Origin of the sequence: Eubacterium maltosivorans (genome assembly GCF_002441855.2) — a bacterium.
In the GTDB taxonomy this organism is placed as follows: Bacteria; Bacillota; Clostridia; order Eubacteriales; family Eubacteriaceae; genus Eubacterium; species Eubacterium maltosivorans.
Genome location: NZ_CP029487.1, coordinates 2,236,256 through 2,260,233, shown reverse-complemented (window position 1 = coordinate 2,260,233; position 23,978 = coordinate 2,236,256). Strand labels below are relative to the sequence as shown.

Annotated in this window: 20 protein-coding genes and 1 pseudogene; all 21 read left to right on the top strand. The window is 51.8% G+C overall.

Annotated features, from left to right (window positions below; genetic code table 11):
* Positions 1 to 16 precede the first annotated feature (16 nt).
* The 21 genes and pseudogenes from rpiB (at position 17) to CPZ25_RS10735 (ending at position 23,934) form a co-directional block, all read left to right on the top strand.
* Entirely contained in the window at positions 17 to 466 is a 450-nt protein-coding gene (gene rpiB / locus CPZ25_RS10830; protein WP_058693349.1) for a ribose 5-phosphate isomerase B, read from the top strand.
* A 180-nt stretch (positions 467 to 646) separates the two neighbouring features.
* Complete coding sequence (locus CPZ25_RS10825) at positions 647 to 1,969, top strand: UDP-glucose dehydrogenase family protein (RefSeq protein ID WP_167495213.1); 1,323 nt, start codon at positions 647 to 649, stop codon at positions 1,967 to 1,969.
* Positions 1,970 to 1,986: 17 nt separating this feature from the next.
* Positions 1,987 to 2,859 (top strand): UTP--glucose-1-phosphate uridylyltransferase GalU, encoded by an 873-nt coding sequence (gene galU, locus CPZ25_RS10820; protein ID WP_074618034.1) that lies wholly within the window; start codon positions 1,987 to 1,989, stop codon positions 2,857 to 2,859.
* Positions 2,860 to 3,066: 207 nt separating this feature from the next.
* A complete protein-coding gene (locus CPZ25_RS10815) occupies positions 3,067 to 4,770 on the top strand; it encodes a phospho-sugar mutase (RefSeq protein ID WP_058693352.1) in 1,704 nt (567 codons plus the stop codon).
* Between the two features lie 27 nt (positions 4,771 to 4,797).
* A complete protein-coding gene (locus CPZ25_RS10810) occupies positions 4,798 to 5,484 on the top strand; it encodes a TIGR00266 family protein (protein ID WP_058693353.1) in 687 nt (228 codons plus the stop codon).
* Between the two features lie 207 nt (positions 5,485 to 5,691).
* Complete coding sequence (locus CPZ25_RS10805) at positions 5,692 to 6,312, top strand: LbetaH domain-containing protein (RefSeq protein WP_096918622.1); 621 nt, start codon at positions 5,692 to 5,694, stop codon at positions 6,310 to 6,312.
* Positions 6,313 to 6,448: 136 nt separating this feature from the next.
* Positions 6,449 to 6,880 (top strand): annotated as a pseudogene (locus CPZ25_RS20820) (2-thiouracil desulfurase family protein); the annotation flags it as partial.
* Positions 6,881 to 6,928: 48 nt separating this feature from the next.
* Positions 6,929 to 7,978 carry a D-alanine--D-alanine ligase family protein gene (locus CPZ25_RS10800; RefSeq protein ID WP_074618048.1) on the top strand — a complete coding sequence of 350 codons (1,050 nt, stop codon included), beginning with the start codon at positions 6,929 to 6,931 and terminating at the stop codon, positions 7,976 to 7,978.
* A 163-nt stretch (positions 7,979 to 8,141) separates the two neighbouring features.
* Complete coding sequence (locus CPZ25_RS10795) at positions 8,142 to 8,588, top strand: YwiB family protein (protein WP_058693355.1); 447 nt, start codon at positions 8,142 to 8,144, stop codon at positions 8,586 to 8,588.
* A gap of 176 nt (positions 8,589 to 8,764) precedes the next feature.
* A complete protein-coding gene (gene argS, locus CPZ25_RS10790; RefSeq protein WP_479723749.1) occupies positions 8,765 to 10,456 on the top strand; it encodes an arginine--tRNA ligase in 1,692 nt (563 codons plus the stop codon).
* Entirely contained in the window at positions 10,456 to 11,136 is a 681-nt protein-coding gene (locus CPZ25_RS10785; RefSeq protein ID WP_096918624.1) for a tRNA threonylcarbamoyladenosine dehydratase, read from the top strand. Before argS ends, CPZ25_RS10785 begins: the two co-directional genes overlap by 1 nt.
* Positions 11,137 to 11,611: 475 nt before the next feature.
* Positions 11,612 to 11,932 (top strand): hypothetical protein, encoded by a 321-nt coding sequence (locus CPZ25_RS10780; protein WP_013382362.1) that lies wholly within the window; start codon positions 11,612 to 11,614, stop codon positions 11,930 to 11,932.
* Positions 11,933 to 12,231: 299 nt separating this feature from the next.
* Positions 12,232 to 12,714 (top strand): 2-C-methyl-D-erythritol 2,4-cyclodiphosphate synthase, encoded by a 483-nt coding sequence (ispF, locus tag CPZ25_RS10775; protein WP_096918625.1) that lies wholly within the window; start codon positions 12,232 to 12,234, stop codon positions 12,712 to 12,714.
* A gap of 183 nt (positions 12,715 to 12,897) precedes the next feature.
* Complete coding sequence (locus tag CPZ25_RS10770; protein ID WP_096918626.1) at positions 12,898 to 13,584, top strand: 5'-methylthioadenosine/adenosylhomocysteine nucleosidase; 687 nt, start codon at positions 12,898 to 12,900, stop codon at positions 13,582 to 13,584.
* A gap of 18 nt (positions 13,585 to 13,602) precedes the next feature.
* Positions 13,603 to 14,802 (top strand): alanine racemase, encoded by a 1,200-nt coding sequence (alr, locus tag CPZ25_RS10765; RefSeq protein ID WP_096918627.1) that lies wholly within the window; start codon positions 13,603 to 13,605, stop codon positions 14,800 to 14,802.
* Between the two features lie 143 nt (positions 14,803 to 14,945).
* Complete coding sequence (locus CPZ25_RS10760; RefSeq protein ID WP_074618042.1) at positions 14,946 to 15,818, top strand: YitT family protein; 873 nt, start codon at positions 14,946 to 14,948, stop codon at positions 15,816 to 15,818.
* 159 nt (positions 15,819 to 15,977) lie between these two features.
* Positions 15,978 to 16,787 carry a transketolase gene (locus tag CPZ25_RS10755; RefSeq protein WP_058693362.1) on the top strand — a complete coding sequence of 270 codons (810 nt, stop codon included), beginning with the start codon at positions 15,978 to 15,980 and terminating at the stop codon, positions 16,785 to 16,787.
* A 2-nt stretch (positions 16,788 to 16,789) separates the two neighbouring features.
* Complete coding sequence (locus tag CPZ25_RS10750) at positions 16,790 to 17,731, top strand: transketolase family protein (protein WP_096918628.1); 942 nt, start codon at positions 16,790 to 16,792, stop codon at positions 17,729 to 17,731.
* A 1,174-nt stretch (positions 17,732 to 18,905) separates the two neighbouring features.
* Positions 18,906 to 20,339 carry a helix-turn-helix domain-containing protein gene (locus tag CPZ25_RS10745; RefSeq protein WP_096918629.1) on the top strand — a complete coding sequence of 478 codons (1,434 nt, stop codon included), beginning with the start codon at positions 18,906 to 18,908 and terminating at the stop codon, positions 20,337 to 20,339.
* Between the two features lie 176 nt (positions 20,340 to 20,515).
* The gene (locus tag CPZ25_RS10740; protein ID WP_167495212.1) at positions 20,516 to 22,384 is read left to right on the top strand and encodes a YfjI family protein; all 1,869 of its coding nucleotides are present in this window, start codon (positions 20,516 to 20,518) and stop codon (positions 22,382 to 22,384) included.
* Between the two features lie 692 nt (positions 22,385 to 23,076).
* Entirely contained in the window at positions 23,077 to 23,934 is an 858-nt protein-coding gene (locus CPZ25_RS10735) for a leucine-rich repeat domain-containing protein (protein WP_096918631.1), read from the top strand.
* The last annotated feature ends 44 nt before the right edge of the window (positions 23,935 to 23,978 follow it).

Here is a 23,978-nt window from a genome sequence, read left to right as displayed (position 1 = left end):
ATCGGAGGGAACTCAAATGAAATTAGCAATTGGATCGGATCACGGCGGGTTTGACCTGAAACAGGTTGTCATGGCATTGCTTCGTGAAGAAGGTGTTGACTATACAGACATGGGGCCTGAAACAGCGGAATCGGTGGATTATCCGGTATATGGGCAGAAGGTTGCCGAGGCGGTGGCCAGCGGCGAATATGACCGGGGTATTGCCATCTGCGGTACGGGCGTAGGCATCTCCATTGCGGTAAATAAGGTTCCCGGCATCCGCGGTTCGCTCTGCACCAACGAGTACATGGCTGAGATGACAAGACGCCACAACGACTCCAATGTGCTTGTGTTAGGCGGGCGTGTTCTGGGAGACGACCTGGCAAAGAACATTGTCAAGACCTGGCTGCACACTGAGTTTGAGGGTGGCCGCCACCAGCGCCGGATCGATATGATCAGCGATATTGAGAAAAAATACGATAAATAAAACCATAAGGCCTCTTAAAATACCTTTTCAGGATTTTGGGAGGCTTTTTCTATGCCTGTGAATCAGAATTTCTAATGGAAAACTAACGGTGTTTATGTTATAATTTGATATTAAGTATATCATTTATAAAGCACTAAATACTGCTGAAAAGAGCGGTGTTTATTTTTGAAGGAGAGTAAATTGATCATTAGTGTAATAGGCGCAGGGGTTCTGGGACTGGCGTACGCGGCTTCCTTTGCCCGCGGCGGCCATCAGGTTTACTGCACCGATATGGATGAAGAAATTGTCAATGCCGTGAAAGAAGGCGAATTTCCCGGCTATGAATCTGGACTGGAACGGGTGGTGGCTGAGGCCGAGGCCACCGGCAATCTGGAGTTTACCGGCCATCTGCGCAAGGTTATCAAGGAGGCAGAGGTCATTTTCATTACCTGTGAGGTACCTGAGGATGACGCGCACATGCCAAGCCTGCGGTTTGTAAAGGCCATTGCCCAGAGCATCGGCAGCCAGATGGAGGAGCCCAAGATTGTGGTGTTAAAAACCAGTGTGCCGCCGGGCTCGTCAGTGGTCATTGAGGAGACGATTCAGAAAGCCCTTGATGCGCGCGAGGTGGATATCCATTTTGACGTGGTGTCCTCCCCGTCCTTTGCCAAGGCCGGCAGCTTTTTGAAGGATATTGAGCGTCCGCGGTTTGTGGCCATCGGGGCGGATAATGAGGAAGCCCGCGAAAAGGTGCGGAACCTGTACCGTGAGACGGGCATTGTGATGAATAAAATCATTGACGCCTCCCCGGCAGAGGTGGAGATGGCTGATTATGCCATCAGCGGCCTGGTCGCGGTGAAGACCGCTTATATCAACGAGCTGGCCATGCTGTGTGAAAAGCTGGATATCGATGTGGACATGACCACCCGGATCATGGGCAAGGATTCCCGGATTTCACCCCAGCTCATGGACCCGGGGCCGGGCTACGGCGGCAGCATTCTGCCTAAGACGGCCCGCGCCATGGTGCGCATTGCCGAGGAAGCAGACGAAACCGCTGAGGTTCTGAAGGGCGCCATCACAGCCAACGAATGCCAGAAGCAGAAATGTGTGGCGAAAGTTGAAAGCATTATGGATGGCGTGGGCGGAAAAACCATCGGTATTCTGGGGCTGGCCCCGGATTTCGGCACCGATGACCTCCGGGAGGCGCCGTCTTTGGACATTATAAGAGGCCTTGTGGAAAAGGAAGCCTGCCTGCGGATTTACAATCCCGACGGCTACCAGCAGGCAAAGTGGCGGCTGTTTAAGGAAAAGGACGCCATTACCTTCTGCGATGATATCTACGAGGCGGCTGAGGGCGCCGACGCGCTGGTGGTGCTGACCAAATGGCCAAACACCCGGGCGACGGACGAAAACCTGCTGAAGGAAAAAATGAAGGGTGAGATACTCATTGATTTGCAGAACCTTTTTGTGAAGCGCAAGGAGGTTAAGCAGCTCTTTAAATACTATGGATTAGGGATGCATTAAGCATCAGAGGAGGAATTATGAAAGTAAAAAAAGCGGTCATTCCGGCTGCGGGCCTGGGCACCCGTTTTCTGCCTGTCACCAAATCCGTGCCAAAGGAAATGCTGCCCATTGTGGATAAGCCGACGATTCAGTATATTATTGAGGAGATTGTGGATTCCGGCATCGATGAAGTGCTGATTATCACAGGCAGAAACAAGGACATCATTACCAACCATTTCGACAATGTGCCCGAGCTTGAGTTTAACCTGCAGATGAAGGGTAAAACCGAGGAACTCAAGATGATTGAGGACATTACCAATATGGCCCATATCTTTACGGTGCGCCAGAAGGAAGCCAAGGGACTGGGCCACGCAGTGCTCTGCGCCAAAGAATTTGTGGGTGACGAACCCTTTGCCGTTGTGCTGGGGGACGATATTGTCTACAACCCGGAAAAGCCTGCCTTAAAACAGATGATCGAGGTCTTTGACGAGTACCAGGCCTCTGTGATCGGCGTGCAGACTGTGCCGGACGACCAAGTGGACAAATACGGCATTGTCTCCGGCAGGCCTGTGACCGGGGACATTTTTGAGGTGGACGATATGGTTGAAAAACCGGCCATCGGCACCGCGCCCTCCAATTTGGCGATCCTGGGCCGTTACATCATCACCCCGGCCATCTTCGATATTCTGGAAAATACCGGAAAGGGCGCTGGCGGCGAAATCCAGCTGACTGACGGTCTGAAAACCCTGGGCGAAAAGCAGCGCATACTGGCCTATGACTTTAAGGGCCGCCGCTACGATGTGGGTGACAAGCTGGGCTTTCTGGAAGCCACGGTTGAGTACGGCCTGCGCACACCGGGGCTTGAGGAACGCTTTACCGAGTACCTGAAAAATTATTTTCATCACAACTAAACCAAAGCGTCATGGGGAACGCGCGATCTGGAGCAGGGGGCGAAAGCGCCTGTCCGGAGCGGCGTGTTCCCTGTTGTTTTTTGCGGAAATTTTATAGAAGTTTTACAGAATTTGACACGCATTTTTGTTGAGTCAAACCATTATTTCGGGTATAATAAGATCATGTAACCGAAATCAATCAATCGAAATCATATAAGGAGGAACACAATGGGCTACAAAGAAGTATATCAATTATGGAAAGATTATCCGGAGCTGAACGCGGATTTACGCGCCGAGCTTGAAGCAATGACTGACGAGGGTGAAATCGAGGACCGTTTTTATCAGGACCTGGAGTTTGGCACTGGCGGGATGCGCGGTAAGATCGGCGCAGGCATTAACCGGATGAACGTTTATATTGTGGCAAAGGCGACCTATGGACTGGGGAAATACCTGCTGGCGACAGACCCTAAGAATGCTGAAAAGGGTGTCGCCATCGCCTTTGACTCCAGAAATAAATCGGCTGAATTCGCTCAGACCGCCGCGCGTGTGCTGGCGGCCATGGGTGTTCAGGCCTACCTGTTTGAGAGCCTGAGACCGACGCCGGTGCTGTCCTTCACAGTGCGCCATGTGGGTGCTGCGGGCGGGATTGTCATCACCGCTTCTCACAATCCAAAGGAGTACAACGGCTATAAGGTCTATGGCCCCGACGGCGGCCAGATGGTTTCTCCGGCAGCTGACGAACTGGTGGCTGAAATTGAAAAAATCGACAATTATTTTGATATTCCGCTGGCCAATATGCAGACCGCTGTTGAGGACGGCATGATCCAGATCATCGGAAAAGAAGTGGACGACGCTTACGCCGCTGCGGTCGAAAATGTGGTAAAGGCTAACCCGGGCAGCGACTTAAAGGTGATCTACACCCCCATCCACGGCAGCGGCAATGTGCCGGTGCGCCGTGTGCTGGACGACCTGGGCTATAAGAATGTGACCGTGGTGGCAGAGCAGGAACAGCCGGACGGCAATTTCCCGACGGTTTCTTACCCGAATCCAGAGGAACGGTCGGTGTTTAACATTGCCATGGAAATGCCAGAAGCCAGCGATGTGGACATCATTATCGGCACCGACCCGGACTGCGACCGTGTGGGCGTGGTCGGACGCAACGCCGAGGGTGAATTTGTGGTCTTTACGGGTAACCAGACCGGCGCGCTGCTGGTGGACTACTTCCTCAAGACCCGCACCGGGCTGCCAGACAACAAGGTGGTCATCAAGACCATTGTCACCAGTGAACTGGGCGGCATTGTGGCCAAAGCGAACGGGGCTGAGGTGGTGGATGTGCTCACCGGCTTTAAATACATCGGCGAACACATGACCGAATATGAGAAGACTGGCGAAAAGACCTTTGCCTTTGGCTATGAAGAAAGCTATGGCTACCTGGCAGGCAACTACGCCCGCGATAAGGACGCGGTACTGGCTTCCGCGCTGGTCTGTGAGATGGCCGATTACTATAAGAAACAGGGCATGACCCTGTACGACGCTCTGGAGGGGCTGTACCAGAAATTCGGCTATTTTATCGAGGGTATCCAGTCCATGACGCTGGAGGGCATCGAGGGCAAGAAGCAGATTGCAAACATCATGGAAAAATTCCGCGCCAACCATTTTGATGCCTTTGCGGACGAAAAGCTGGTGACCTACAACGACTACCAGTCTAAAGAAAGCCTGGATCTGGCCAGTGGGGAGAAATCCGCCATCGACCTGCCTAAATCCAACGTGCTCAAATTTGTCTTTAATGAAAATTCCTGGTATGCCCTGAGACCTTCGGGCACTGAGCCGAAGCTGAAGGTTTACTACTCGGTCACAGGCAAGAGCCGTGAGCGGGCAGAGGAAAAAATGGAAATTCTGAAAAAAGCTGTGAATGAAATCATTGAGGCTTAAGGCTTGATTGTAGAACAGGAGTAGAAAATGAAGTATGAAATTATCGGCGATACCCTGCCAGTCGTAGAGCTTGAGCTGGACCGGGGCGAGCAGATCTATACCGAATCCGGCGGCATGTCCTGGATGGACCCCTGCTTTGACATGGAAACCACCACCAGAGGCGGGGCCTTAAAGGCTATCAAGCGAAGCTTCAGCGGCAACTCGCTTTTTCTGACCACCTACACCTGTACGGGTGACAAGGGAAAGATCGCCTTTGCGTCGTCCTTCCCGGGCAATATCCGGGCAGTGCGCCTGGAGGCGGGACAGTCCATTATCTGTGCCAAGACGGCGTTTCTGGCGGCTGAGGAATCTGTGGATTTTTCCATTTTCTTTAAGAAGAGTGTCAAGACTGGCGTTTTTGGCGGCGCGGGCTTCATTCTCCAGAAGCTCACAGGGCCTGGACTGGTTTTCCTTGAGCTCAATGGCAGCACCATCGAGTACAACCTTGAGGAAGGGCAGACCATCAACGTGGATCAGGGGCACATCGCTGTGTTCCAGGAAAAGGTGCACTTTGACGTCACCCAGGTAAAGGGCGCTAAAAACATTTTGTTCAGCGGCGAGGGCCTGTTCTTCGCAACACTGACCGGCCCTGGCAGGGTCGTGCTCCAGAGTATGCCGGTAGATAAGCTGGCCAAGGCCCTGATCCCCTATATGCCAACCAGCACCAGCAGCTAGAGGAATCCGATAGAATTTTTACGAAAGATGCAGAGTGCTCGGGAGAGGCGTGTTTAGTTGTAAGTCCTATCTTTAACCCTTCGCCGCTTTGTGATAATATTTGTTTAAACTTTGAGAATCCATCCCTTTGCGGGGGTGGATTCTTTTGTTTTTATCCGGCCAGTGTGGTAAAATGAAGTAAATGAAGGAAAGGAAAAGTGTGCGGAAATGAGAGAAATGGTTGTTATCGGAACAGTCCTTGCCGGCCGGGTGATCGCCGAGGCCCTGAGCGGGCCGGATTATAGCCTGACGGGTTTTTTGTATACTGGTGACACGCCGCCGGAGGATTTTCCCTATCCGGTACTGGGAAGCTTTGAGGAGGCGGAACGCTTTAGCGGACGAGGCCGGGGCTTTATCGTGGCAGCAGACAGCCTGAGGAATCGCGAGACTGTGGTCAGGGCTTTTCCGGAGCTCTGCTACCAGGCGGTCATCCATCCGGCGGCCTATGTGGCAGCGGACGCGGTGGTGGAGCCCGGCGCCTATATCGGAGCCGGCGCCATTGTGGGGGCTGGCGCGTCGATCGGCGCCCACACCGTCATCGGGGAGGGCAGTATCGTTGGGGCCATGAGCCGGATCGAGCCCTACTGTGAGCTGCTGGCCCGGGTCAATATCGGACGTGAGGTTACGGTGAAGGACCACACCTTTATCGGCCACAGCGCCACCCTTAAAGACAGCATTACCATTGCCGCGGGCACGGTGATTCAAACCGGTGAGATTGTGGTAAAAGATATGGTGATGAAAATGGTCTACAAACGTGGGGCTTGGATTTATAAGGAGAATGGAAAATGAAGAATGGAAAATGGAGAATTATATGAACAAATTGGCCTTGCCAATTTGATTTAAATCAAATGCGCAGAGCGCATTTGTTCCAGAATTCTCCATTCTGCATTCTCAATTCTCAATTGATAAAGTTTTAGGGTATGAAATGAAAGCAAATAAAGTAAAAAAAGCCACATACGTCATCAGCGCCTGTCTCGCCGGTGTTCCTTGCCGGTATGACGGACGGGATAACCTGGTGCCGGAGCTTAAAGCGCTGGTGGAGGACGGAAAAGCAGTGACTATTTGCCCGGAATGCCTGGGCGGGCTGGAAATTCCCCGAAAACCCTGTGAAATTAGGGTAGTCAAAGGGGAAAGGAAAGTGTATAATGTAAAAAATGAAGATTTAACGAACGCCTTTGAAAAAGGGGCACAAAAAGCGTTATCCCTTGCCAGGAAGGCGGGCGCGCGGCTGGCGGTGCTCAAGGCAAAGAGCCCCTCCTGCGGGTGCGGCTGCGTCTATGACGGCAGTTTCCATAAAAAACTGGTGCCTGGAAACGGCATAACAGCGGAGCTTTTCCTGCAAAATGGCCTGTCGGTCATGACAGAGCAGGCGTGGCTCACGCAAAAAATTAAGGAGGAATCCATTATGGAGAAAAAAATTAATTTAGGCATTGTATTTGGCGGACAGTCTGGTGAACATGAGGTGTCACGCGCCTCAGCCTGCAATGTCATTGAAGTGATTGACAAAGAAAAATATGATATTACCCTGATCGGCATCACCAAAGACGGTGACTGGAAGGTCTACACCGGGGACTATAAAAATATTAAAGACGGCTCCTGGGAGCAGGATACGGACAAAATCCACGCCGATTTTTCCATTTTCCACGATCCCATTATCCAGGATGTGGATGTGTTCTTCCCGGTGCTCCACGGACCCATGGGCGAGGACGGCACCATTCAGGGCCTCTTTGAGCTGATGAACAAGCCTTATGTGGGCTGCGGCGTGCTGGCTTCCGCTGCCGGCATGGACAAGGTGGCTTCCAAAATGCTCTTCGAGAGCGCTGGTATCCCGGTCGGCCCGTATGTTTACTTCAAACGCAAGGACTGGGAAAAAGACCCGGACAGCATCATCGACGACATCGCAGGCCGTGGCTTCCCGGTATTTATCAAGCCCTCCAACATGGGCTCCAGCGTGGGCATCAGCAAGGCGCATAATAAGGAAGAGTTTATCGACGGCGTCAACGAGGCGCTCCGCTACGACAATAAAATCGTGGTCGAAGGCTTCCTGAACGCCCGCGAAATTGAATGCGCGGTTCTGGAAGAAAACGGCGAGATCAAAGCTGCGATCCCCGGTGAAGTGGTGGCCTCCAAGGAATTTTATGATTATGAAGCGAAATACAGCGATGACCAGGACTCAAAAATCGTGATCCCAGCACAGATCAGCGACGCTCTGCTCGAGAAAATCCGCGAATACGCCATCAAGGCCTTTGAGGTCATTGACGGCAGCAGCCTCAGCCGTGTGGATTTCTTTGTGACCCGCGCCACCTACAATATTTATATTAATGAAATCAACACCATGCCAGGCTTTACCAATATCAGCATGTACCCGAAAATGTGGGAAAATATGGGCATTTCTTACGCTGAGCTGGTTGAAAAACTGATCCAGGGTGCTTCTGTTAAGCGTGTCAACAACTAAATCACAGATTATTTAAGAAAGTCCTTGAAAAATAAAGCCATAAATGATTTAATAGAGACACTAAAGTTAAAAGTGTACAAAGCGTGAAGCAAGGCGCCTCCGGGCGGCAGCTTCCTGCTGTGCAGCAGCCTGAAAAGTTTATAACGATTCGGAGGTGATTGTTGTGACAGATGATGAAAGAAAAAAAGTATGGCTTTCGATTACTGGAATCGTGAGCGACCAGCACCGTAATGAGGATAAGATGGAGTTTTCAACCGAAGGCGATATGTATAAGGAAAAAAACATCTCTTGTCTGACCTATAAAGAATCTGAGGTCTCCGGCATGGAGGGCACCACCACCACGGTAAAGGTGGAGGGCGGTAAAATCTCTGTGATCCGTCTGGGCTCAGTAAACTCCCTCATGGAATTTGAAGAAGGCAAACGCAATGTGACGCTCTATTCCACTCCCTACGGCGACATTGCCATGGGCATCTTTACCAAGGGCGTGAACGTCGCCTACAACGACCGGAAGGACCCGGTCAATGTCAAGGTTGACTACGCCATCGAGGTTGAGGGCATGACCAACACGGAAAATACGCTGGACATTCGCATCAGTAATTATAAAAATTAGGTTAAAAAAGGGCGAACGTGGTTCGCCCTTTTAGTTGATAGTTTATAATGGATAGTTGATAGTTAGGGTACAAATTTGCTTTGCAAATTTGAGATTAAAGCAAAATTGCAAAGCGATTTTGTACCATAACTATACACTGTCAACTGTCAACTATTCATTGAATTTTGGAGGATATTATGTATATCAGAGAAAAAATTGAAAACCAGATAAAAGGGCTCATCGCGGGATCGGTGGACGCGGCCATGGAAGCCGGCGACTTTTCCGTCGAGGCGTTGCCAGAGATCTATCTGGAGGTGCCTCGTGAGCGCGAGCACGGCGACTACGCCACCAACATTGCCATGCAGCTGCCAAAGCAGGCCCACAAGGCACCGCGTGTGATCGCTGAGAGCATCGTGCGCCATATGGATATTGACAATTCCTACGTGGAGGCGGTTGAGATCGCCGGACCGGGCTTTATTAACTTCAAGCTTAAGGCGGACTGGGTGTATGAGGTGCTGCTGGAAATTGAAGCCATGCAGGAAAACTACGGCAAGACCGAGGGCAATGCTGGCAAAAAGTACAACCTTGAGTTCATATCCGCCAACCCGACAGGCCCAATGCACATGGGCAACGCCAGGGGCGGCGCCATCGGAGATATCCTGGCCGCCATCGCGGAGTGGACGGGCTATGACGTGACCCGTGAGTTTTATGTCAACGACGCCGGCAACCAGATCGCCAAGTTCGGGGATTCTCTGGACGCGCGTTTCCGCCAGCTTATGGGTGAGGATATTCCTTTCCCGGAGGACGGCTATCAGGGCAACGATATCCGGGTGCACATGGAGGAATTCATCGACCAGGAGGGCGGCGCACAAGCCTGCAAAAAATATCTGGCCATGGACGAGGCTGAGCGCAAGGGCGTTTTTGTCGACTATGCCCTTGAAAAGAACCTGAACAAAATGCACGCCGACCTTGAAAAATACGGCATTCATTATGACATCTGGTTTTCAGAGCAGAGCCTTTACGATGGGAGAGCCATCGAGTCTGCCCTGAAAATCTTACAGGACAGCGGCGCGGTCTATGAAAAGGAAGGGGCCCTGTGGTTTACCACCAGTGAGTTCGGCTGTGAGAAGGACGATGTCCTGGTGCGCCAGAATGGTCTGCCCACCTATTTCATGGGGGACATCGCTTATCACCTGAATAAATTTAAGACCCGCGGCTTTGATCGCTGCGTCAATGTCTGGGGGGCGGACCACCACGGCCACATCGCCCGTTTAAAGGCGGCCATGCAGGCTGCCGGCGTGAACCCGGATCATCTGGAAATTGTCATCATGCAGCTGGTGCGCCTCATGCGCGACGGCGAAATCGCCCGCATGTCCAAGCGTAAGGGCGAGATGATCACCCTGACGGACCTCATCGAGGAGGTTGGCCGCGACGCTGCCCGCTTCCTGTTTAACATGCGCTCACCGGACAGCCATCTGGATTTTGACCTGGATCTGGCCATCGAGCAGTCCAATGAGAACCCGGTGTTCTATGTTCAGTACGCCCATGCCCGCATCTGCAGCATCCTGCGCCAGATGGCAGAGGACAAAGACGCTGAAGGGCCGGCTAACCTGACCCTGCTCAGGGAAAAGGAAGAACTTACCCTGCTGAATATGCTGTCGACCCTGCCCAATGAGATCATCGTGGCTGAGGAAAAGATGGACCCGAGTCGGATCACCCATTACGCCATGGATCTGGCCTCTGCGTTCCACAGCTTTTACAACGCCTGCCGCGTGCGCGTGGAGGATACCGGGCTCATGAAAGCCCGCCTGGCCCTGATCAAGGGAACCAAGCAGGTGCTGGCCAATGTCCTGGGGATTCTGGGCATTGAAGCGCCGGAAAGAATGTAATGGCAACACAGTTTGACCGAACGGCCCTTGTCCTTGGTGACGAGGGCCTTAATCAGTTACAGCGCGCCCGGGTGATCCTGTTTGGCGTGGGCGGCGTGGGGTCCTTTACCGCTGAGGCGCTCATCCGGGCAGGTGTGGGCAGCCTGACCCTGGTGGACAAGGATGTGGTGGATATCACCAATCTCAACCGTCAGCTCATCGCCCTGCATTCGACCGTCGGCCGTGTTAAGGTGGAGGTGGCCGCGGAGCGGCTGAGGGACATTAACCCGGCGGCAGAGATCCTCCCGCTGCACCAGTGCTTTTTGCCGGAGAACGCCGGGGATTTTGAGCTGGAAACCTATGATTACGTCATCGACGCCATCGACATGGTCACCGCCAAGCTGGCCCTGATCTGCGCGTGTCAGGAAAAGGGGATTCCCATTCTTTCAAGCATGGGTACTGGCAACAAGCTGGACCCCTCTTGTTTTGAGATCACCGACATTTGCAAAACCTCGGTCTGCCCCCTGGCAAAGGTCATGCGCCGGGAGCTGAAGGCCCGGGGCGTCAGAAAGCTGAAAGTGCTCTACTCAAAGGAAGTGCCAGCGCTTAAATGCACCCCGCCGGGCAGCGTGAGCTTTGTGCCCTCAGTGGCCGGGCTGATGATCGCCGGGGAGTGTGTTCGGGATATTGTAGCGGGGTAGATGAAACTTTAGGGTGATGCGGTAAAGCAAAAGCAAGAAGCTGTCTTAATGGAAAATTGAAAATGGAGAATGGAGAATTACAGGAACAAAATGCTACGCATTTTGATTGGAATTGCGGCCGCAGGCCGCTGTCTTAATCGCTTTTGCACCGGCAAAAGGGTTCGACAATTTTCCATTTTCCATTCTCCATTCTGCATTAACAGACATCTCTTTAACGCTCTGTCTGTTCATGGTAACATTTGTCTACACTCTGAACCCGTATCGTTGCGATACGGGTTGTTTTTTAGGTGCGGTGTGAAACGCGACGTACTTTGACGTCAATTTTCACACACCACGCCCATTTTCGCATTTGTTCTTTTCAATTCTTATTTATTAATTATTCATTAATTCGTATTGGCGGCGGTGAAGGTTTTTCCGATTTATGGTATAATAGAGCCATAAAAGTCCCGGTGGGACAACAGAATGGAGGCGTGAAATGGCAAAGAGCAGTAAGGTTGATGCTTATTTATTTTGCATGAACTGTGATAAGGAAACCGAGCATGAGATTGATTATCTGGACGGACAGATCCATAAGATAACCTGTAAGAACTGTGGAATTGGCATTCAGATTAACCAGGAATATGTCAAAGAGCACTACAAAGATGATTTTATTTCCCGGGTAATGTCGAAGCCGAAGCGGATGACGAAGGAAATGGAGGCAGACCTTAACGGCTTCTTGCGTTCACTGCCTTACCGTGTGATTACCAAGCCTTACCGGGTATATAAGGAATTCTCGGAGGAGGATGAAATCCGCTGAGTGATCGACGGGAATGCCTTTAATTTTGTAAAAATTGTCAACAGCTAAACCCGCTGTTACCGGATAGATAACGATACTATTTTTACTTAATTAAACATAATGAGCACATTCTTGAATTTTCGGAAAAACCGTAAATTTGCATAGGATTACATGAATTTTTGTTCAGGGATTCTCTATGCAAATCTTTTAGAATATGATAAGATTCAGCTATCGGGAGCACTGCTTTTTCAGGGTGAAAGGGCAGGTCTGCCCCGTCGGTTTTATCAATAATAATGACAGACATTCGTGGAGGTAAACCTATGAATCCTTTTCGAGTTGGACTCGGTTATGATGTGCATCAGCTTTCAGAAGGGCGGAAACTGATCCTTGGCGGGGTGGAGATTGAGCACCCCACAGGACTGCTTGGCCATTCGGACGCGGATGTGTTAGTCCATGCCATTATGGACGCGATGCTGGGGGCCCTGGCCCTCGGTGACATTGGAAAATGGTTTCCGGATACGGATGAGAAATATAAAGGCGCGGACAGCATGGGCCTGCTGGCTGAGGTGGGCGCGCTTACTTTGGAAAAGGGCTATGCGGTCGGCAACATCGACGCCATCATTGTGGCCCAGGCGCCGAAATGCGCGCCCTATATTGAAGCCATGCGCGAAAACATCGCGAGGACACTGGGGATTGATATTGACCAGGTCAGCGTGAAGGCAACCACTGAGGAGAAGCTCGGCTTTACCGGGCGAAAAGAAGGCATTTCGGCAAAGGCAATCGTGTTGTTAGTTGAGAGTTGATAATTGATAGTTGATAGTTTAGGAACAAATTTGCAAAGCAAATTTGATTTAAATCAAAATCGTTCGCGATTTTGTACATTAACTATCCACTATCAACTATAAACTATAAACTATAAACTCTTTGCCTGTGAATTTCTAATAAATGAATCAATAAGCAACTAAATTAAATTGGAGATCAAAATTATGATTGGAATCATTGCGGCACTGAAGGATGAAGTGCGGGACATTAAAAACAATATGACACAGGTCGAGACCAGTGAGAAGGCGGGAATGACCTTCTATAAGGGTTTGCTTTACGGCAAGCCGGTGGTGGCTGTGATGTGCGGTGTGGGCAAGGTTAACGCGGCGCTGTGCACCCAGGCGCTGGTCGACCTTTTTGACGTGAGCTGTGTGATCAACGTGGGTGTGGGCGGCGCTGTGGCCAAAGGCCTGAGCGTGGGAGACATTGTGATCTCCAGAGATTCGGTCCAGTATGACATGGATGGCTCTGCCTTTGGTCATCCCAGAGGCGAGATCCCGAACATGGACATTACCTTTTTCCCGGCCGACGAGCGGCTGATCAGGCTGGCCAAGGACGCGGCGGCCAAGGTCGGAGCGGCAGCTCTGGTGGGCCGTGTGATGACCGCTGACCTGGGGGTAGACTCCCAGGCGCTCAAGCAGGAGCTGACCGAGGTTTTCGGCGGAGCCTGTGTGGAGATGGAGGGTGCGGCCATCGGCCAGGCAGCCTATGTCAACGGCATTCCCTATATCGTGATCCGTTCCATCTCAGATAACGCGGACGGTGATCTGGTCGAAACCTACCAGAATAATTTCCAGATGTCTGTGGTCAATGCGGCCAAGATGGTGCTGGAAATGGTTAAAAATTACTAAAGACAGAAGGTGTTTCCCTTGGATCTTTTTGATGATTTCAATGAAGTTCCCGCCCACCGGCCTACCTGGGCGGAGATCAAGCTTGAGAACCTGCTCTTTAACCTTGAGCAGATCAGAAAAGCAGCGGGCCCGGAGACCCGGATCATGGGTGTGGTCAAGGCGGATGCCTACGGCCATGGCGTGGATGTGGCCGAGCTTTTACAGGACGAGGGCGTGCCCTGCCTGGGCGTCGCTTTTCTGGACGAGGCCATCGCCCTGCGCCAGAAGGGCATTGACCGCTGCGGGATTTTCATCCTGGGCGGTACGGGTATCGACCAGATTCCAGAGCTGGTGGAATGGGACGTGACCCCTGGCGTCTATCAGACCGCGTTCGCGCAGGCGCTGTCGGACTACTGCGTGGCTGAGGGTTCGGTGCACCCGGTTCACATCAAGGTGGACACTGGTATGGGGCGCATCGGCTTTCGGTGGGATGAGGCGGTGGAGGCGATTCTGCAGATCGCGGAAATGCCGGGTATCCGCATCGAGGGGCTTTACACCCACTTTGCCACTGCGGACGAAAGCGATAAGGACTTTACGCATTTGCAGCTCACGCGCTACGCCCAGGTGGTCAAGGCGCTTTCCGATAAGGGCGTTGAGATTCCGCTCAAGCATGTGGAAAACTCAGCGGCCATCATTGATTTTGACAAAACAATCTTTAACATGGTGCGCCCGGGGATCATTCTCTATGGCCACTACCCCTCGGATGAGGTAAAAAAGGAAAAGCTTGCGTTAAAGCCGGTCATGAGCTTTAAGACCAGCATTATCCATATTAAGACCATTCACGCGGGCGATTCGGTGAGCTATGGACGAAAGTTCACGGCTGAGTGCGACCGGAAAATTGCGACACTGCCAGTGGGCTATGCCGACGGTTATAGCCGGATGCTCTCCGGAAAGGGTACGGAGGTATGGATTAACGGGCAGCGCGCGCCAGTGGTGGGGAATATCTGTATGGACCAGTGTATGGTTGATATTACGGACCTTGAGGGCGTTTCGCTCGGCGATGAGGTAGAACTTTTCGGGGAAAATCTCCCCGTTGAGGAGCTGGCTGAAAAGCTGGGAACCATCTCCTACGAGCTGCTCTGCATGGTGAACAAGCGGGTTCCCCGCATCTATGATTTTATGGGTGAGAAACATCTGGAGGTAGAGATACTGAACGATGGATTTTTTGGAGGAATTTAGGAGAGTTGAGAGTTGATAATTGATAGTTGACAGTTGAAGAACAAATTTGCTCTGCAAATTTGATTCAAATCAAAATCGCAGGCGATTTTGTTCAATAACGATCCACTATTCACTATCCACTATCCACTGCCTTATGATGTGAAATGGATAATAAAATCAAGAATAATAAGGTCGCCCGTACCATTTTTGAGTACGTGGGCATTCTGTTCGGGACCTTTATGACAGCGCTGGCTGCCAATATGTTCATGATTCCCAACAAGCTGGCGCCCGGGGGCTTCAGCGGGCTGGCCACAGTGCTCTACTATGTGACAGGGCTGCCGGTTGGGACGGTTACCTTTGTGTTCTCTGTGGCCACACAGCTGATCTCGCTCAAGGTGCTGGGCAAAAGCGTTGGCCTCAAGAGCTTTGTCTGCACCCTGGCCTACGGGGTTCTGGTCGATGTGATGGCGGGTGTGATACCGCCCTTCTCAGACGACGTCCTTCTGGCCAGTATTTTCGCCGGCGTCCTTTACGGGGTCGGCATGGGCGTGCTGTACCGCATGGGCGGCTCCGGCGGCGGGACAGACCTGCTGGCCCGGATGCTCCACAAGCTGACCAGACGCCTGACCCTGAGCACCTGGATCATGTGCATTGATTTCTGCGTTGTCATTTTTGCGGGGATCGCCTTTAAAAACATCTCGATCATGCTCTATTCCATCATCGTCCTGTTTTTATACACACAGGTCATGGATTTTGTCATCGCGGGCAACAATTACGCCAAGGCAGCCAACATTGTCTCAGACAAGAGCCCGGAAATCTGCGAGCGCATCCGGATGGATCTCAACAAGAGCGCCACGATTTTTCACGCCTACGGCGCGTATTCGGGCCAGAGCAAAGATGTGGTTTACTGCATTGTCTACAGGAATCAGATCGCGAAGCTCAAGAGCATCATCTATGAGATTGACCCGGGCGCCTTTGTGACCCTGGCCGATACCCAGGAAGTGCTGGGCGCGGGGTTTAAGAATTTCAATGAATAATTAGTGAGTCAGTTGAGAGTGGAGAGTGGATAGTGAATCGTTATTGAACAAAATCGCAGGCGATTTTGATTTAAATCAAATTTGCAGAGCAAATTTGTTCTTTAACTGTCAACTATCAATTATCAACTCTCAACTAAAATAAATTAGAAGGAGTAACATATGGAAAACTTAGAAAAAACAGCAAAAGGTATCCGCCGGGATATCGTGAAAATGATTGGTAAAGCCGCTTCCGGTCATCCGGGTGGATCTTTATCAGCAGTTGAAATTTTGAGCTTGTTATATTTTGAAAAGATGAACGTTGATCCAAAGGATCCCAAAAAAGCAGACCGCGACCGCTTCGTCTTGTCAAAGGGCCATGCCGCGCCGGTTCTGTACGCAACCTTGGCAGCGAAGGGCTTCTTTGACGCATCCGAACTGGATCACTTACGTCAGGTTGGCGCCATCCTTCAGGGCCATCCGGACATGAAGAAGATTCCGGGTGTGGATATGTCCACCGGTTCTCTGGGACAGGGCATCTCCGCTGCTGTCGGTATGGCGCTGGGCGCAAAAATCGACAAAGCAGACTGGAAAACCTATGTGTTACTCGGCGACGGCGAACTCCAGGAAGGCCTGGTATGGGAAGCAGCCATGTCCGCAGCCCACTACAAGCTGGACAACCTGATCGCCTTTGTGGATAACAACAACCTGCAGATCGACGGCGCAATCACAGACGTTATGTCACCGTACCCGATTGATGAAAAATTCGCGGCCTTTGGCTGGAATGTCATCAACATCGCAGACGGCAACGACTTTGAAGAACTGCGCGAAGGCCTTGAAAAAGCTTATGCCTGCCAGGGCAAGCCTTCTGTTTTAGTCTGCAAAACCGTTAAAGGCAAGGGCGTTTCCTACATGGAAAACAATGCCGGCTGGCACGGTAAGGGACCAAACGCGGAACAGGTTGAAATTGCACTGAAAGAACTGGAGGATTAATCATGAGTAAAAAATCAACAAGACAGGCGTACGGCGAATATTTAGCAGTACTCGCTGAAAAAAATAAAGATATTGTCGTTTTGGACGCGGATTTATCCGGCGCGACCAAAACCTCTGAATTTAAAAAGGTGATGCCAGAACGTCATTTTAACGCCGGTATCGCGGAAGCCGACCTCATGGGCATGTCCGCAGGCTTAGCCACCACGGGCAAGATCCCCTTTGCCAGCACCTTTGCCATTTTCGGCGCTGGCCGTGCCTTTGAAATCATCCGCAACAGCATCTGCTATCCAAAGCTGAACGTGAAGATCGCCCTGACCCATGCGGGGATCTCCGTTGGCGAGGACGGCGGCTCCCACCAGTCCGTGGAAGACGTCGCTCTGATGCGTGCGGTTCCAAACATGACGGTTCTGGTTCCGGCAGACGCCACTGAAACACAGCGCATGATGGACGCCGCCGTTGCCATCGATGGCCCGGTCTACATCCGCTTAGGCCGCCTGGACACCAACGTGATCTTTGACGACGATTATGAATTTGAAGTTGGCAAGGCAGTGACCCTAAAAGAAGGCCACGACCTGACCATCATGGCCATGGGCTTAATGGTTGAAAAGGCTCTGGAAGCCGCTGACGCTTTAAAGGCAGAAGGCATCTCCGCCCGCGTCCTGAACATGGGCTCCATCAAACCCATCGACCGCGAAGCCATCGAAGCAGCCGCCAAAGAAACCGGCGCCATCGTTACAGCTGAAGAACACAGCATCATCGGCGGCCTGGCAGGCGCAGTCTGCGAAGTCCTGGCAGAAACCACACCCGCACCGGTTGAAAAGGTCGGCGTGATGGATCAGTTCGGCCAGTCCGGCAAAGCGCTGGAGCTGCTTGAAAAATACAACCTGACCACTAACGCCATCGTCGAAGCGGCTAAAAAGGTGGTTGCCCGCAAAGCCAAATAAAGATACCGTATGAGAGGTAGGGTCTGAAACAGACCGTACCGCTCAGAGTGTAGATAAACGTTAATGTTAAGAGACAAAGCGCTAAAAAGAGAACTGTTTAGTTGAAGGTTGAAAGTGGATAGTTGAAAGTTCAGGTGCAAATCTGCCACAGGCAGATTTGATTTTATGCGGCCTACGGCCACGTTTTAATTGCTTGAGCCCTGGGCGGAAGCGTTCTGCAACGATCAATGATTAACTTCATCGCTTTAAGTTTTCATTTTATAGCTTATGACTGACTTTGTCAACCGTATGAGAGGTAGGGTCTGAAACAGACCGTACCTCTTTTTTTAATGGAAAGTTGAAAATGGAAAATTGTTGAACCCTTTTGCTGGCGCGGAACCACGGGGGCGTGGTTCCCTACTGCCCAATCGCTTGAGCCAGAGGCGAAAGCGCTCCCAAATTTTCCATTTTTCATTCTCCATTTTCATTTTTTTAAAGGGTATCGCCGCGATACGGGCCGGACTGCCGGGGAGCTGAGGCGCCAATGGATTTTCTATCCTCTTAAGCGTGCGCGCTCGGTGCTTTACCGAGCTGCGCCTACGGTCTCATTGAGAAAGAATCCGGCACATTTTAAGCAGAGCCGTCGAAGCTGCGAGGTAAGAGCACCGAGCGCGCAGGGCATCTGGAAGAAAATCCATTGGCGGCCCACAGCGCTTTAATTTTTATTTAAGAATCAATCATTTTCGGGCTGAAACACTTGAATGAAAAGAAAATTAGGCAAGAGGACAGGTTTTGCGGATGCTTTTTTTTGTAAAAATCCTGTCAATAATCTTTAAAATTGCAAAATATCCTTGCCACACTTTTTGCCACATATTGAAATCCCCGCAAAACTCTGATATGATGAAATCAGATTTCGGTGCTGTGCACGCCACAGATCGGTAAACAATGTCCAATCTCTACAGTTTATTTCGAGACGCCAACGGCTGCTCCGCGGCGTCACGCCGGACTGCTCCAAATTTTCCGGTTTTAAACTGTTTGGTGAAAATACTGCCATTGGCAGTATTTTTTTAGCCGCTTTGAAAATCGTTTGCAAAAAAATATCTTATATATGAAAATATTAGCATTGTATTTTATTAAAAATAAATATATAATATTTCTATTAATCTTAAAATTCACGTCTGAAAGGAGAAAGCCCATGTCACAATTCAGTGAACGCCTCACCACCTTCGTGGAAGCAACGGGATTTTCCATTTATCAGCTTTCTAAAAAAGCCAGGATCGACCGCTCCACCATCCATAAGGTCATGGTTGGGGAACGCGTGCCCAGCGCCGATTTCTATAAAAAGCTCTGCCGCGCCCTGTCCCTGACCCCCTTTGAAAAAAGAGAACTGGACGATCTCTTTAAAATGGCCAAAATCGGCGATAAGGTCTACTACCGGCGCAACAGCGTCAAGCGCCTCGTCGAGGAGCTGGCCGGCAATACCTACGCCCCCACCGAGGACGTCAGCGGCCGGGAGTACAAGGCCTTTCCCGCATTAGACCGCGGGACACAGGTCATCGAGGGCAAAAACGACATCAACAGCGTGATCATCGATGTAATCAACGACGAGATCTACCACAGAGAGGCCCCGCACCTGGCCATCGCCCTGGATTTCGACCACCAGTTCGTCTACGAGTACCTGTACAACGCCTTTGTGTGCGCGGCCGGCACAGTGGACATCGAGCATTTTATCTACCTGGAGAAAGAAACCAGCCGCAACGACGCCATCCAGAAAAACCTGCGCCACCTGCAGTACATCCTGTCCTTCAGCCTGTGCGGCCGCGACGGCTACCACCCATACTATTCCTATACGAATGCAGACCCTGCCCAGGCCGTGACCACCTTCCTGCCCTATTTCATCATCACCAACCGCCATGTGCTAAAGCTGTCCAGAAGCTTTAAAACCGCCATTCTGTACGACGACGCGTCCATCGTGGACTTCTACCAGCAAGCAGCGGACCGCCTCTGCCGGGGCCTGCCAAAGCTTACCCGCAGGGCCGAGCACATCGAGGACATGTACGGCTGGACCCGGGAAAACCTGGGCGACGCCAGCCTGGAGCCCCACCCCTGCCTGAGCCTCTGCCTGAGCGGCCCGCGCATCGAGGCCCTGGTACAGCCAGACATCCCCGGGCGGGAGGCCGTCTGCGCGCTGGCGGGCGAGGTCTACGGCCCCTATCACCGCGGCGAGAAGCCCCTGAGCCGGTCCTTCTTCTCCCCCGAGGGCCTGAGCGCCTTCATGGAAACCGGACGGATCTGCTACTTCCCAGAGAGCGTGGTGCGGTGCTGCCGCCCAGAGGAGCGGAAAGACTTCCTGCGGGAGATCCTGGCCGCCGTCGAGGGCGGGGAGACCGCCTTCACCCTAGTCGATTCCGACAAATTCAGGACGCCGCTGAATGTGGAGATCATCAAGGCCGATGAGCAGCAGGTGATCGTCCAGCGTTTCAGCGAGGACAGCCGGCAGCTGAACGCGGTCTTCATCGACGAGCCCGGTATCTGCGAAGCCTTTACCGATTTCTTCGACTACCTGCCCGACAGCGACCTGACCCTGAGCCGTGAGGCTCTGATAAACCTGCTTAAAAGCTACCTGTAAGGGAAGGAGAGGGCTGATATTGAGAGGTATTGGCAGAGACAAAGCAAGAGGCGGTTTTCTAATGGAAAATTGAGAATGGAAAATGACAGGAACAAAATGCTGCATTCTCCATTAAAAAATCTTCTTTTTACCGTTTTATAATGACATTTATCGACACGAATATTAAAGGAGTGACCATGAACAACGACGACACAAACAACCGGGCCCTGCAGCCCGAACAGGCCAAGGCCCTGGAAGAAAGCCTGGAGAAGATTAACGAGGCCCTGGCCGTGGAGGAAAAGGACCGGGAGCCCGGAAAGCCCTACATCAAGCATACCCACCGGGTTACAAGTGTGACCATCGGCGCCATCGACCCCGAGACCGGCGAGGACCGAGCCCTCACCAAGGAAGAGCAGGCCGCCCAGACCACAGTTGACGAAACCGTCCGCTATTATCCCGATTTCCGGCTGAAATGGGGCGAGTTCCTCTGCGACCCGGGCAAAGGCTGGGCTCTGGAGGATTATGAACACTATGAGGAGCGCATGAAGGAGTACGCCGAGACGGGGACCGTGCGCACCGAGTGGGGACGCCTGAGCCCCCTGACCGAGGAGATCGAGCGCCCCGCCTTCCCGGTAAACGCCCTGCCGCCCGTGTACGCCCGCTATACCGAAGCCCTGGCCGAGAGCCTGCAGGTGCCGGTGGACATGGTGGGCGTGTCCGTGCTGGCCCTGCTGGGCGGCTGCCTGCAAAAGCGGTACGAGATCAGCGCAAAGGATAAGTTTACGGTGCCGCTGGGCCTGTACACCCTGGTGGTGGCCGACCCCGGCGAGCGGAAATCCAGCGTCTACGACGAGGTCGTGCGCCCCATCAAGGATTACGAGCAAAAGCTCTGGAAAGAGTACCAGAAGCATCAGTTTGATGACGAGCTGGAGCAGGAGCTGGCAGAGGAGGCATTTAAGACGGCCAAGAGCCAGTACAAAAGATGCAAGGATGCGTCAGAGCGGGAAGCCCTCAAGGAAACCATGCTCGAGCTCAAGGAAAAGATCGCCTTTTTCCAGAAAAAATGCCCGCCCTGCCTGTATATGGACGACACCACCAACGCCGCCCTGGAGCAGGAGCTGGCCCGCAACGGCGGCCGCATGATCATCATGTCCGACGAGGGCGACCTCTTCGCCAACATGATGGGCCTGTATACCGGCGGCCAGCACACCCTGGGCGCCCTGCTCAAGGGCCACACCGGCGGCAGCTCCAAAACCCACCGCGTGGGGCGGGATCCGGTGCTTCTGTCCGCCAGCAACTTGAGCATTCTGCTCATGGTCCAGCCCATCATCATCGACACCATCATGGGCGATATGGTCATGCGCGGCCGGGGCATGAACGCCCGGTTTCTCTACACCATGCCCAAAACCAAGGTGGGTGATCGCAACATCGAGACCGCCCGGGCCATGGACCCCAAAATCGACGCCGATTACTACAACGCCGTCTACAGCCTGTACGCCGATAATTACATCACCCTTGAGCCAAAGCCAAAGCAGCTTGAGCTCAAGGACAGCGCCCAGATGGCCTACATGGCCTACGAGACCCTGTTCGAGCGCCGCCTGAAGGGCGACATGAAGGATATAAGGGACTGGGGGAGCAAGCTCGGCGGCGAGATGCTGCGCCTGGTGGGCATCCTCCACTGCGCCGCCCACCCCGACGCCATCATGGAGACCCCGGTGTCCCATGAGACTGTGGACAAGGCCTATAAGCTGGCCAAATATTTTAGCGAGTACGCGCGGATTATCTACAGCCAGGGTACCGGCGAGGATCCGAATATGGCGGTGTGTAAACGGATTGTGACGCTGCTGAAGGCACAGGGGATCGAACGCTTCACGCGACGGGAACTCCACCGTATCAGCAGCTTTGGACAGAAAAAGGCCGAGGATCTGGAGCCTTATCTGAACATTTTAGAGGATTATGGCTATTGCCGGCAGCAGGAGATGACTAACGGCAAGCGCACCTTTACGGAGTACCATGTCAATCCGGCTTTGTTCAAAACAAGTACAGAAGAAGCACAGGATTTTTAATTGGTAAAAGTGTAGAAAAAATAAGTGTATGTTTTCATACGACACATACGTCAAGGCGCGGAGTCATATGACAGGAAAAAACAGGGGGGCAATAAAGCCTTTTGAAGATAGTTTATTTTATTTACTATTTTTAAGTAAAATATTGAAATATTATAATTACATTAAAATTTAAAATAAGTTTTTAATCAGTCCGCGCTTTGTCATATATGTCATATGAACGCTTTTGACTATCAATAAAATAGCGATAAGAAATTTATTAGAAAAAGCGTTTTGATTCTGGAAAAAATTACAGATGCAGAGACGCTATTAAAGAAAAGGAAAGCAAATAAAAGAGTTGCTAAAAAAGCTTAGATAGAGTATAATAAACGTGAAAATTAAAAAAATGCGGCACTTGGCATGTACTCGCAATACACACCAAGCTGCGCAGGTGTCGGAACCACCATACACAACGCCCCCAGAGGGACATACCGCATTTACTGTATTATTATATGCTATTTTCAGATTTCAGGCAAGAGGTAATATCGGTATTTACAGGCGCATTTAATATTGGCAGCCGCCAATGCTTTTTTGTGATACCTTTACACGCACATTGTATGGTTTGTTAGACCTGCAATGTGTTTTTTGTTTTCAAAATAAGCCACCGAGCTAACCGTGCCGTCCGAGGTGGCTGCGAACAAGAAAGGAAAGGAATCATGAATTACAAAAAGATTCTGGCAGGCCTGCTGATTGTAGCCCTGTGCCTGAGCACCATTCCGGTCAGCATTTTTGCTGAGGACCAGGTGCCGGCAGCGGGTGCAGCAACCGAGGAAGCGGCTGAGCCGGAAAGTAAAGAGGAAACGGAGACTCTGGTCGATGCTGTGCCGTCAGTCATGGACGAAGTCCAGGAGGCGACAACAGAACCGGATGCGTCAGAGACCGCTGCCGTGACGGAAGAACAGGGCAAGGACGCGGATGCCGCCCTGCCAACGCCGACCACGGCAACGGGAGTGACACAGGACGGCTTTCAATATGAAATGCGTCAGAATGGTCCTGACGATGCGAAAATCGCTGTGATCACCGGGTACACCGGGAAGGGCGGCGCCATTACCATTCCAGGCCAGATTGAAGGGCTGACGGTCCGTGAAATTAACAGCGGGGTATTTCAAAATAATACGACCATTACCAGCGTGATCGTATCCGAAGGTGTTGAGTATATTGGCTATAATGCCTTTGATGGCTGCTCAAAGCTGACAAGCGTCGATTTTCCATCAACCTTGACCTGTTTAGCAGACGGTGCGCTGAGAGGCTGCGCCCTGACCAATACCGACGGGTTTAAAAAGGCTGTGAATCTGGGCAGCGATGCGTCTATGCTGCATGCTCTGGATTTATCCGACAATCAGATTGTGGATTTAAGCGGCCTGAAAGGGTTGAAAGAACTGGCAAGTATCGATTTGAGCAATAATTCCAATCTGTCTGATGTGACACCGCTGAAGGAGATGGATAATATCAACGTGCTCAATTTCACGGGCACCAAGGTCAGCGATCAAAGCAAATTCGATTTGATCCGGTGAGAGGATTTAAAATTTTATATCATCCAGTCAGGAACGGTTTCGCT

Coding starts and splice junctions, on each gene's coding strand:
- CPZ25_RS10800 (WP_074618048.1), top strand. CDS start 6,929: ATGGAGAAAAAAATTAATTTAGGCATTGTATTTGGCGGACAGTCTGGT.
- ispF (WP_096918625.1), top strand. CDS start 12,232: ATGAATCCTTTTCGAGTTGGACTCGGTTATGATGTGCATCAGCTTTCA.
- CPZ25_RS10735 (WP_096918631.1), top strand. CDS start 23,077: ATGAATTACAAAAAGATTCTGGCAGGCCTGCTGATTGTAGCCCTGTGC.
- galU (WP_074618034.1), top strand. CDS start 1,987: ATGAAAGTAAAAAAAGCGGTCATTCCGGCTGCGGGCCTGGGCACCCGT.
- CPZ25_RS10760 (WP_074618042.1), top strand. CDS start 14,946: ATGGATAATAAAATCAAGAATAATAAGGTCGCCCGTACCATTTTTGAG.
- CPZ25_RS10815 (WP_058693352.1), top strand. CDS start 3,067: ATGGGCTACAAAGAAGTATATCAATTATGGAAAGATTATCCGGAGCTG.
- rpiB (WP_058693349.1), top strand. CDS start 17: ATGAAATTAGCAATTGGATCGGATCACGGCGGGTTTGACCTGAAACAG.
- CPZ25_RS10785 (WP_096918624.1), top strand. CDS start 10,456: ATGGCAACACAGTTTGACCGAACGGCCCTTGTCCTTGGTGACGAGGGC.
- CPZ25_RS10740 (WP_167495212.1), top strand. CDS start 20,516: ATGAACAACGACGACACAAACAACCGGGCCCTGCAGCCCGAACAGGCC.
- CPZ25_RS10810 (WP_058693353.1), top strand. CDS start 4,798: ATGAAGTATGAAATTATCGGCGATACCCTGCCAGTCGTAGAGCTTGAG.
- CPZ25_RS10750 (WP_096918628.1), top strand. CDS start 16,790: ATGAGTAAAAAATCAACAAGACAGGCGTACGGCGAATATTTAGCAGTA.
- CPZ25_RS10755 (WP_058693362.1), top strand. CDS start 15,978: ATGGAAAACTTAGAAAAAACAGCAAAAGGTATCCGCCGGGATATCGTG.
- CPZ25_RS10770 (WP_096918626.1), top strand. CDS start 12,898: ATGATTGGAATCATTGCGGCACTGAAGGATGAAGTGCGGGACATTAAA.
- CPZ25_RS10745 (WP_096918629.1), top strand. CDS start 18,906: ATGTCACAATTCAGTGAACGCCTCACCACCTTCGTGGAAGCAACGGGA.
- argS (WP_479723749.1), top strand. CDS start 8,765: ATGTATATCAGAGAAAAAATTGAAAACCAGATAAAAGGGCTCATCGCG.
- CPZ25_RS10780 (WP_013382362.1), top strand. CDS start 11,612: ATGGCAAAGAGCAGTAAGGTTGATGCTTATTTATTTTGCATGAACTGT.
- CPZ25_RS10805 (WP_096918622.1), top strand. CDS start 5,692: ATGAGAGAAATGGTTGTTATCGGAACAGTCCTTGCCGGCCGGGTGATC.